Consider the following 10,458-nt stretch of genomic DNA (forward strand, 5'->3'; position numbering starts at 1 on the left):
GTGAATGGCAACACGGTCAGCCCAGTGGCTGACCGTGCTGTTGCAAGGGGCCTAGTCGGTGGAAGACGCTGTCGCCCCATCATCCGGCCCCGTTGCAGGGCACGGTTGACGCCAGCGGAGCAACCAGCACGCCAGAGCGCCATACAGCAGCGCCAGTCCCCACAACTGCCACCAGTAGCGGGAGATCTGGGCAAAGTCGGCCCCCATCTGATTGAGGCGCAGGAATCCCTCGATGGCCGGCGTGCTCGGTGCCCACTGGGCCAGCCAGTTGAGGGGTGCCGGGATGAGCTCAAGGGGCCAGATAAAGCCAGCCAGGAAGACCAGCGGCAAAGAGGAGACAAGCACTACCTGGGTCGGCAGATCACGGCGGGTGAACAGGGCGCCGAGCACGATCCCGAGCCAGGTGGTGGCCAGCAGGAACGGCAGGGTAAAGAGCCAGAGTTCGCCGGGTACAGCGGTGCGGGCAATACCGTAGTGATCGAAGCAGAAGCCGAAGAAGTAGGTCACCGGCAGCACGAAGAGCCCCCCCACCACCAGGGTGCGGGCCAGCAACAAGGCCGGCACGGGAGCATGTTGCCAGTAGCCTGACTCGCCACGGCGGCTGCGCTGGTTCTGGGTCGCCCCCAGGATGCCGGTCCCCATCAGCAACACCTGATGCAGGATCAGCACGAATACCGCAGGCACCACGTAGTTCACATAGCCCATGGTGGGGTTGAATACCGGCAGCACACTGAGGGCCACCGCGTTCCAGCCCATGGCGGCCTGGGGCAGCGCCTCGCCCTGGCTCAGCAACCTGGCCACCTTCACCTGGGCGGCGAGCGTGCCCCCCGCCTGGGCCAGCCCTTCGGCAATGGTGCCATAGACCAGGAAGTAGGAGGCATCCCCGGCATAACCCAGGGTCACGCTCCTGCCCAGCATCAGATCCCGATAGAAGTGGCGGGGAATGTGCAAGATGCCGCTCGCCTTGCCGGTCAGCATCATCTGGCGGGCCTCGTCGAGCGAACCGGCACGGGCCACCAGTTTCACCTGCGCCGTGGCATCGGCCATGAACTCCAGCTGGCGGGAGAGCTGGCTGCCATCCTCGTTGACCACCACCACGGGCTCTTCCCTGGGCAATTGGTGCAGGTAGGGCTGGGGATAGAGGAAGGAGTAGAAGAAGACGCCGCCAAACAGGGTCAGCATGATGGCGCGATCCGCCAAGAGGGTGCGCAGCTCAAGGCGCACCAGATCCCAGAATCCCATCATGGCCTGGACTCCTCATGGGGCAGGGCCGCGCCCGACGGCGTCCGGTAGCGGTGTACCACCAGCAGCAGGGGCAGCAGAAACAGCAGCAGGGCCCCGAGCTGGGGCAGGGCTGCCGTCAACGGTTGACCGTAGTTGGTTTGCCCGATCTGCAGTTCCACATAGTGGGAGATGGGCAGCAGGCTGCGCCAGAACTGGGCCACATCCCCCATGGCGGTGACCGGAAAGGTGACCCCCATGAAGGCAAATCCCGGCGCCGTGTAGGCGCCGGCCAGAGAGAGCGCCCGCGCCGGATCCCGGATGATGCCGTAGAAGAAGGCCCCCATGGTGACGCAAGCGGCCGACGCCAGTCCCAGCCCCGCCGTCAGCACCAGCCAACTGCCTTGCATGGGGTACCCAAGCCCCTTGAACAGCAGCAGACTCCACGCCAGACCCCACCCCCAGCCGATGAGCACATGGGGCAGCAGGGTACGCCAGAGGCCGAACCAGACCCCTCTGGTGGTCCAGTCCAACCCGAGGCGATCGGTGCGGGCCAGGGCGTTCAGGCCATAGAGCACCACCAGGATCTGCCACACCGCAGGCAGCAGGGCGCTCAGCAGAAACTGGGCGTAGCTGGAATTGATGTTGTAGAGCGCGGTAACCTGGCTCGCAATGGGTACGGATTGTCCCAGGGCACCGGGCAGCGTCTTGCCGTCGGCCATGGCCTCCAACACCCCTACCTGGCCATTGAGAGTTCCCACCACCTGGGCCAGTGCGGAGTTGACCAGCTTGGCAATCAGGATGAACTGGCCATTGTTGAACACGGTGACCTGCTGCTGAGTGCCTTGCCGGGCATCCCGCTCCAGGTGATGGGGGATCACCACCAGGGCATAGATGTCCCCCCCTCGCAGTGCCCTGGCCCCCTCGTCGATGGCGTCAAACTGCTGCGCTATCTTGAGCCCGGCGGAGCCATCGAGAGAGAACGCCAGTTGTCGGGAGAGGGGGCTGCGATCCAGATCCACCAGACCGACCTTGAGATCCCGCGCCAGGCCGGCTGAAAAGATCCAGCACAGGATCCCTATCAGCAGCAAGGGGACCCAGCTCGCCAGCGCCCGGCCGAACGGGTCCTGCCAGAGCAACCGCCATTCGCGTCCCATCAGAGCTCGACCAGCACGCTCATGCCGACCCGCAGCCCGTCAACCGGCTGCAAGGGGCGCGCTTCCACCTGGAAGCTTTTCATGTCGAACCCCTGGCGGGTGTCGGTGGCACGCCAGGTGGCGAAATCCCCCATCACGGCCACATGGGTCACCTTGAAGCGCACCAGCTGATCCCCCAGGCCGGGAATACGGGCATCAAACTCGGTACCGACCGGGAACCTTGGCAGGAGGTCCTCACGGACATGGAACTGGGCCCAGGCATCCTTCATGTCGAGCAAAGTCACCACGGGGAAGCCCTGGGGAGCCAGCTCGCCGCTACGCAACAGCACCTGGGCAACTTCCCCCTCGTGTGGGCTGGCGATGCGGGTATCGGCCAGATAGGCTTCCACTTCCGCCACGCCGCCAGCCGCCATCTTGGCCTGCTCGCGGGCCGCTATCTTGGTCTCTTCCCGCGCCCCTTCCAGCGCCATCTGATATTGCTGCCAGGCCATGCCCTCGCTGTACTTCGCCGCCTGCCAGGCCGTCCAGGCCTCGTCACGCTTTTGCAGTGGCATCACGCCATCCCGATGCAGGCTGGCAATGCGCTCGTAGGTTTTGCCATGAAGCAGGGCAGCCGCCTTGGCCTGTTGCCACTGATCCTTGGCGGCCGCGATCTGCTGCACTCGCGCCCCCTTCTCGGCCTCTTCGGCCATGGCACCCGCCGCGGCCTGCCCGGCCTTGGCCTGACTCAGCTTGGCCTCGATCTCCGGGCTCGCCAGAGTAAACGCCAGTTGGCCCCTGGCCAGTTGATCCCCCTTCTTCACCAGCACCTCGTCGATGCGGCCCGCCACCTTGGAAGAGACCGAATACTGCTGCGCCTCTATCTGCCCCTGCAGACGCACCGGCTCCGGCTGATAGGCCAGCCAGAAGCGCCATCCAAGCCAGAGCACAAGCAATACCAGCGCCAGTGGCAGCAGCCAGGGCTTGCCCTGGCTCATCTTCTTCTTGATGGGGGGATGACTCATGAATTCACCTCGGCAAACGGGCGACCCTTGGCGGTCGAAACGGACATGAATAACGGAATGGAAGAGAGCGCGATCATGAGTTCACCTCGATCGCCTGACCATGCTGATACTGGTTGAAACTGTTCATCTGACCGGAGAGTGCCAACAGGCGGGCCAGGGAGATCACGTATTGATAGGCGGCGGCGGCGCGCTGGGTCTTGACCCCGGCAAGCTGGGTCTGGGCATCGACCACATCAAGGGAAGTGGAGAGCCCCTGACCGAATGCCTTGTCACGCAATCGCACGTTCTCCTCGGCCAGCGCCTGGGTCGAGGAGAGAGAGTGATACTCCTCCAGTCCCTGGGCAGCCTCGCGCCAGGTCTTCTCGACCAGCAGCTCCAGATCCTGGCGGGTCTTGGCTTGCAGCAGGTTGACCTGGAGTTCGGCGCTCTTGGCTGCCTGGACCGTCTCGGAGCGGCCATCACGACTCACCAGCGGCATGCTGACCCCGACACCAACCAGCCAGTCCGGTGTGGTCTTGGAGACGATGGAATCATCTTCATAGAGGTTGTAGTTGCCGAACAGGAAGAGCTCGGGGGCGTATTTGCCCTTCTCCAGCTTGATCATCCCCTGGGCCTGCTCCTTCTTGGCCGTCAACAGCTTGAGACCGGGATGCACCGACAGGGTCTCCTCCACAAATGGAGACAAGGCTGGCATCCCTTCGTTGATGAAGAGGGCGGTATTGGGCTCAGCCTGCTTGAGCTTGAGCATGTGGCCGAGCGCCAGCTGGGCGATCTCCAGGCTGCGCCTGGCCTTCTGGGTATCGATACGTGCCCTGTCATAGGCAGACTGGGCCGAAAGGCGCTCCACCTTGGCGATCTGCCCCTGGGCTTCGAGCTTCTTGGCATGATCCAGATGGTGTGCCAGTCCCTGCTCGATCTCCTGCTTGGTCTGCACCACCTGCGCCGCCAGCACCACCCCGAAGTAGGTCTGGGAGAGGCTCTCGAAGGTGGACTGCTGTTTGAGCACCAGCAACTGCTCAGCCTCGCTCACCTGGGCCTGACGAATATCCTGGGCCGCATCGATGCGCCCGCCGGTAAAGAGCGGCCATAGCATCTTGACCGAACTGGTCACCACGTTCTGCTTGGTGAGGGGGGTGACAAAATCGCTCGGGCTGAGGTTGAGTGCCTGCATCACGGGCCCCAGGACCTTGCCGAATTCCGGATGATTGGCGATGGGGTTGAGATCCAGCATGTCCAGCTCCATCGGCTGATCGAGATGGGTATAGCTTGCCCCCACATCCACCTTGGGCAGGTACATGGCCTTGGCCGCCTCCCGCAGTTGCTGGGCCCGCTCCACCCCGGCCTGCTCTGCCGCCAAGCCGTCATCCTGCTGGATGACCCGGCTCCAGGCCTCGGTAAAGCTGACCGTCTGCGCCTGAGCCGACCCCAGCACGATACCCAGCAGGCATGGGCAGAGCGATTTGATGAACTTTGCCGTCATACATCCCCGATCCGTTTGTAATGAAATTGTGTAGAGTCTTTGCTCAATTCAGGCCCGCTATCATAGCCTAAACCGGCTTGAGAGGGAGACTCACAAATCACCATCCCCCTCACTCGCGCCCTCCTGACCATGGTCACAGACAATATGTCCGATTTTCAAGCACTCCTGAATTTGCAAGCCTTGGCGCGACGTTTTTTTCAGAAAAAAATGGCTGACGCTCAAATACTAACCTTTTCTCCTGACTAAAAAATGCGTAATATACGCCGCCCTAAGCCGATGGTAACCGTGGAATGCAGATAGGTCCCCACACGCTTGAAACTCCCCTGATCGTGGCCCCCATGGCCGGTGTAACAGACCGACCATTTCGTGAACTTTGTTTACGTTTGGGAGCCGGTATGGCCGTTTCCGAGATGCTGCTGGCCAACCCGGATGTCTGGGATACCCAGAAAACCCGGATGAGAATGGATCACTCTGCTGAAGGCGGCTTGCGATCGGTCCAGATTGCCGGTGCCGACCCCGAGATGATGGCGTTTGCTGCCCGCTACAACGTGGAGCAGGGCGCTCAGATCGTCGACATCAACATGGGATGTCCGGCAAAAAAAGTGAATAAGAAGCTGGCAGGTTCCGCCCTGCTGCGTCAGCCAGACCTGGTCAGATCCATCTGCCGGGCCGTGGTGGATGCGGTGGAAGTACCTGTCACCTTGAAGATCCGCACAGGATGGGATCCGGATAACCGCAATGGCGAGGAGATCGCCCGAATCGCCGAAGATTGCGGTATCGCGGCCCTTGCCGTGCATGGTCGTACCCGTGCCTGCCTCTACAAGGGCGAAGCGGAGTACGACACTATCAGGGCGATTAAGCAGGCCGTATCGATTCCTGTTGTCGCCAATGGCGACATCGATAGCCCGGAGAAAGCCCGGTATGTCCTCGACTATACCGGTGTCGACGCCGTGATGATCGGCCGTGCTGCGCAAGGACGACCCTGGATTTTCCGGGAAATCCGCCATTTTCTTGAAACGGGCACCAAGCTGCCGCCTCCCGACAGGGAAGAGGTTCGCACCCTGATGAACGAGCATGTCACCAATCTGCACCAGTTTTACGGTGCCTATCTGGGAGCGCGCATTGCCCGTAAACACGTGGGCTGGTATCTGGATGAAGAAGAGGCGGGCCGAGAATTCCGTAAGCACTTCAATGCCCTGGATTGTGCAGACGCACAACTCGAGGCACTCGAAGCGTATTTCGATGGATTAGGTTAACGCATAACTAAAGAGCCGACCGAATATGTTCGAACAAACCCTGACTTCTGATGCATTGGTAACAACTACTCACAATCACGCTGCCGAGCCGACCCAACGCCCCCTGCGTGACTCTGTGCAACAGGCCCTGCGTAACTACCTGGCCCAGTTGAACGGTCAGGAAGTGATTGATCTGTACGATATGGTTCTCTCCGAAGTCGAAGCTCCCATGCTGGACGTGATCATGCAGTACACCCGTGGCAACCAGACTCGCGCCGCCGTGATGATGGGCATCAACCGCGGCACCCTGCGCAAGAAACTCAAGCGTTACGGCATGAACTGATCCCGGTCATTCTGCTGCAGTGCAGACGAAGGCGTATCCCAGCGATGGGATACGCCTTTTTCTATGCTCGGTGTTTACCTGCTCACTCCACCGCCAGCTTGATACCGAGCCCCACGAACAGCCCCCCCATCACGCGATTCAGCCAGGTGGCCACCCGGGCGGGCAATCGTACCTTACGGCTTGCAAACGCGGTGGAAAACGCCAGCAGATGGCACCAGATCATGCCGTTGAGATTGAAGATGCAGCCCAGCACGATGAATGCCATCGCCTTTTGCGGTGAAGCGGGATCGATGAACTGGGGCACAAAAGCGAGAAAGAAGAGCGCCACCTTGGGATTGAGGACATTGGTGAGCAACCCCTGCCGAAAGATGCGCCCATAAGAGAGCGCAGGCAGCGCCACAGCCCCATCCACAGACGTTGAAGTGCCACTCCTCTGCCAGAGCATGGACACGCCGAGATAGACCAGATAGAGCGCCCCCATCAGCTTGATGACGGTAAACAGCTCGGCGGAGGCACTCAACAGGGCAGACAGTCCCAGAGCCGCCGCCAACACATGCACCATGGTACCTGTCCCGATACCCAATGCCGCCATGGACCCTGCACGCCATCCCTGGGAGCCGCTGCGCAGCATGATGAGCAGGGAGTCAGGCCCAGGCATCATGTTCAACAACAGGCCAGAAACGATAAACAGCGCCAGATCGTGGATCCCCAACATACACAGCTCCTTGTACATGAAAGAAACAGTCTATGGATCCTGAAGTACTTGTCACTCCCGTTTCCGGCGATAGTGATTATCAAGGAAGGGAATAGCGTTTGAGCCGGAGATATTTGACGCTCAACCAGGTGAAAAAGAGAGATTGAGCCGTTTGAAAGGCAGTGATACTGGCTGAATAGCAATGTTTATCGATGCAATTGACTGAATTTTTAGCATTATCCAGACTTATTATCTAAAAAATAAATTTCAGGCAATAAAAAACCCCGCTCGAGTGAGCGGGGTTTCTTGTATTGGGTGCCTGGCAGTGTCCTACTCTCGCATGGCGAATGCCACACTACCATCGGCGCTACAGCGTTTCACTTCTGAGTTCGGCATGGGATCAGGTGGTTCCACTGCGCTATTGCCGCCAGGCAAAATCTTAATCCAGAAAGCTGACGTGAATAACGACTGGTCGCTATCACTGAATTAGTAGTTCGCTTGGTATTTGCTACAAGCCTTCGAACACTTCTTGGGTGTTGTATGGTTAAGCCTCACGGGTAATTAGTATGGGTTAGCTCAACGTATCGCTACGCTTACACACCCCACCTATCAACGTTGTGGTCTCCAACGGCCCTTTAGGACCCTCAAGGGGTCAGGGATGACTCATCTCAGGGCTCGCTTCCCGCTTAGATGCTTTCAGCGGTTATCGATTCCGAACTTAGCTACCGGGCAGTGCCACTGGCGTGACAACCCGAACACCAGAGGTTCGTTCACTCCGGTCCTCTCGTACTAGGAGCAACTCCCTTCAATCATCCAACGCCCACGGCAGATAGGGACCGAACTGTCTCACGACGTTCTGAACCCAGCTCGCGTACCACTTTAAATGGCGAACAGCCATACCCTTGGGACCGACTTCAGCCCCAGGATGTGATGAGCCGACATCGAGGTGCCAAACACCGCCGTCGATATGAACTCTTGGGCGGTATCAGCCTGTTATCCCCGGAGTACCTTTTATCCGTTGAGCGATGGCCCTTCCATTCAGAACCACCGGATCACTATGACCTACTTTCGTACCTGCTCGACCTGTCCGTCTCGCAGTTAAGCTGGCTTATGCCATTGCACTAACCTCCTGATGTCCGACCAGGATTAGCCAACCTTCGTGCTCCTCCGTTACTCTTTGGGAGGAGACCGCCCCAGTCAAACTACCCACCAGGCACTGTCCGCGAGCCCGATTCAGGGCCCTGCGTTAGAACATCAAACATACAAGGGTGGTATTTCAAGGACGGCTCCAGCGCAACTGGCGTCACGCCTTCAAAGCCTCCCACCTATCCTACACATGTAGGTTCAATGTTCAGTGCCAAGCTGTAGTAAAGGTTCACGGGGTCTTTCCGTCTAGCCGCGGGTACACCGCATCTTCACGGCGAATTCGATTTCACTGAGTCTCGGGTGGAGACAGCATGGCCATGGTTACACCATTCGTGCAGGTCGGAACTTACCCGACAAGGAATTTCGCTACCTTAGGACCGTTATAGTTACGGCCGCCGTTTACCGGGGCTTCGATCAAGAGCTTCGCTTGCGCTAACCCCATCAATTAACCTTCCGGCACCGGGCAGGTGTCACACCCTATACGTCCACTTTCGTGTTTGCAGAGTGCTGTGTTTTTGATAAACAGTCCCAGCCATCTGGTCACTGCGACTCCCGACAGCTCCATCCGCAAGGGACTTCACCATCAAGAGCGAACCTTCTCCCGAAGTTACGGTTCTATTTTGCCTAGTTCCTTCACCCGAGTTCTCTCAAGCGCCTTGGTATTCTCTACCCGACCACCTGTGTCGGTTTGGGGTACGATGACTTGTAATCTGAAGCTTAGAGGCTTTTCCTGGAAGCAGGGCATCAATGGCTTCCGCACCGTGGTGCGTTCGTCTCGTGTCTCAGTGTTGTGTCTCCGGATTTGCCTGGAAACACCACCTACGCACTTTCACCAGGACAACCGTCGCCTGGCCCACCTAGCCTTCTCCGTCCCCCCATCGCAATTACAAGTCGTGCAGGAATATTAACCTGCTTCCCATCGACTACGCCTTTCGGCCTCGCCTTAGGGGTCGACTCACCCTGCCCCGATTAACGTTGGACAGGAACCCTTGGTCTTCCGGCGAGGAGGCTTTTCACCCCCTTTATCGTTACTTACGTCAGCATTCGCACTTCTGATATCTCCAGCATACCTCTCGATACACCTTCGCAGACTTACAGAACGCTCCCCTACCACTCACGCTTAGCGTGAATCCGCGGCTTCGGTGCCTGGTTTGAGCCCCGTTACATCTTCCGCGCAGGCCGACTCGACTAGTGAGCTATTACGCTTTCTTTAAATGATGGCTGCTTCTAAGCCAACATCCTAGCTGTCTGAGCCTTCCCACATCGTTTCCCACTTAACCAGAACTTTGGGACCTTAGCCGGCGGTCTGGGTTGTTTCCCTCTTCACGACGGACGTTAGCACCCGCCGTGTGTCTCCCGGATAGTACTTACTGGTATTCGGAGTTTGCATGGGGTTGGTAAGTCGGGATGACCCCCTAGCCCAAACAGTGCTCTACCCCCAGTAGTATTCGTCCGAGGCGCTACCTAAATAGCTTTCGGGGAGAACCAGCTATCTCCGAGTTTGATTGGCCTTTCACCCCCAGCCACAGGTCATCCCCTAACTTTGCAACGTTAGTGGGTTCGGTCCTCCAGTTGATGTTACTCAACCTTCAACCTGCCCATGGCTAGATCACCCGGTTTCGGGTCTACACCTTGCAACTAGACGCCCAGTTAAGACTCGGTTTCCCTACGGCTCCCCTATACGGTTAACCTCGCTACAAAATGTAAGTCGCTGACCCATTATACAAAAGGTACGCAGTCACCCCGAAGGGCTCCCACTGCTTGTACGTACACGGTTTCAGGTTCTATTTCACTCCCCTCACAGGGGTTCTTTTCGCCTTTCCCTCACGGTACTGGTTCACTATCGGTCAGTCAGGAGTATTTAGCCTTGGAGGATGGTCCCCCCATATTCAGACAGGATGTCACGTGTCCCGCCCTACTCGATTTCACATCAAGGTCGTTTTCGTGTACGGGGCTATCACCCTGTATCGCCGGCCTTTCCAGGACCGTTCCACTAACTTCCAAGATGCTTAAGGGCTAATCCCCGTTCGCTCGCCGCTACTGAGGGAATCTCGGTTGATTTCTTTTCCTCGGGGTACTTAGATGTTTCAGTTCTCCCGGTTCGCCTCGCTACGCTATGTATTCACGCAGCGATACCTAGCTTATGCTAAGTGGGTTTCCCCATTCGGAAATCCGTGA

General features: G+C 58.6%; 7 protein-coding genes and 2 rRNA genes (1 of these 9 cut by a window edge). 2 read left to right on the forward strand and 7 right to left on the reverse strand.

The features are described from left to right. Positions 1-51: 51 nt before the first annotated feature. The 4 genes from C2U30_RS10030 to C2U30_RS10045 all read right to left on the reverse strand — a co-directional run bounded on the left by C2U30_RS10030 (position 52) and on the right by C2U30_RS10045 (position 4,862). Entirely contained in the window at positions 52-1,245 is a 1,194-nt protein-coding gene (locus C2U30_RS10030) for an ABC transporter permease (RefSeq protein ID WP_103243671.1), read from the reverse strand. Further along, positions 1,242-2,378 carry an ABC transporter permease gene (locus C2U30_RS10035; protein WP_103243672.1) on the reverse strand — a complete coding sequence of 379 codons (1,137 nt, stop codon included), beginning with the start codon at positions 2,376-2,378 and terminating at the stop codon, positions 1,242-1,244. The genes C2U30_RS10030 and C2U30_RS10035 overlap by 4 nt, the downstream gene beginning before the upstream one ends. After that, positions 2,378-3,382, reverse strand: a complete 1,005-nt coding sequence (locus C2U30_RS10040; RefSeq protein ID WP_103243673.1) for an HlyD family secretion protein — start codon at positions 3,380-3,382, stop codon at positions 2,378-2,380. Before C2U30_RS10040 ends, C2U30_RS10035 begins: the two co-directional genes overlap by 1 nt. A 73-nt stretch (positions 3,383-3,455) precedes the next feature. After that, the gene (locus C2U30_RS10045) at positions 3,456-4,862 is read right to left on the reverse strand and encodes a TolC family protein (protein ID WP_161957753.1); all 1,407 of its coding nucleotides are present in this window, start codon (positions 4,860-4,862) and stop codon (positions 3,456-3,458) included. A 290-nt stretch (positions 4,863-5,152) separates the two neighbouring features. Between C2U30_RS10045 and dusB the strand changes: the two genes are divergently transcribed. Next, complete coding sequence (gene dusB, locus C2U30_RS10050) at positions 5,153-6,118, forward strand: tRNA dihydrouridine synthase DusB (RefSeq protein WP_010675552.1); 966 nt, start codon at positions 5,153-5,155, stop codon at positions 6,116-6,118. Between the two features lie 25 nt (positions 6,119-6,143). Beyond that, positions 6,144-6,440, forward strand: a complete 297-nt coding sequence (gene fis, locus C2U30_RS10055) for a DNA-binding transcriptional regulator Fis (protein ID WP_005309538.1) — start codon at positions 6,144-6,146, stop codon at positions 6,438-6,440. Positions 6,441-6,522: 82 nt separating this feature from the next. Here fis and C2U30_RS10060 read toward each other — a convergent pair whose 3' ends face one another. From C2U30_RS10060 to C2U30_RS10070, 3 genes are all read right to left on the reverse strand, one after another. Beyond that, positions 6,523-7,155, reverse strand: coding sequence for a LysE family translocator (locus C2U30_RS10060; RefSeq protein WP_103243674.1), 633 nt, complete (start codon positions 7,153-7,155; stop codon positions 6,523-6,525). A gap of 296 nt (positions 7,156-7,451) precedes the next feature. After that, positions 7,452-7,566 (reverse strand): 5S ribosomal RNA (gene rrf, locus C2U30_RS10065). 108 nt (positions 7,567-7,674) lie between these two features. Then, positions 7,675-10,458: ribosomal RNA gene (locus C2U30_RS10070) — 23S ribosomal RNA — on the reverse strand (it continues 105 nt past the right edge of the window).

It is taken from the genome of Aeromonas sp. ASNIH5 (genome assembly GCF_002902865.1).
Classification (GTDB): domain Bacteria; phylum Pseudomonadota; class Gammaproteobacteria; order Enterobacterales; family Aeromonadaceae; genus Aeromonas; species Aeromonas caviae.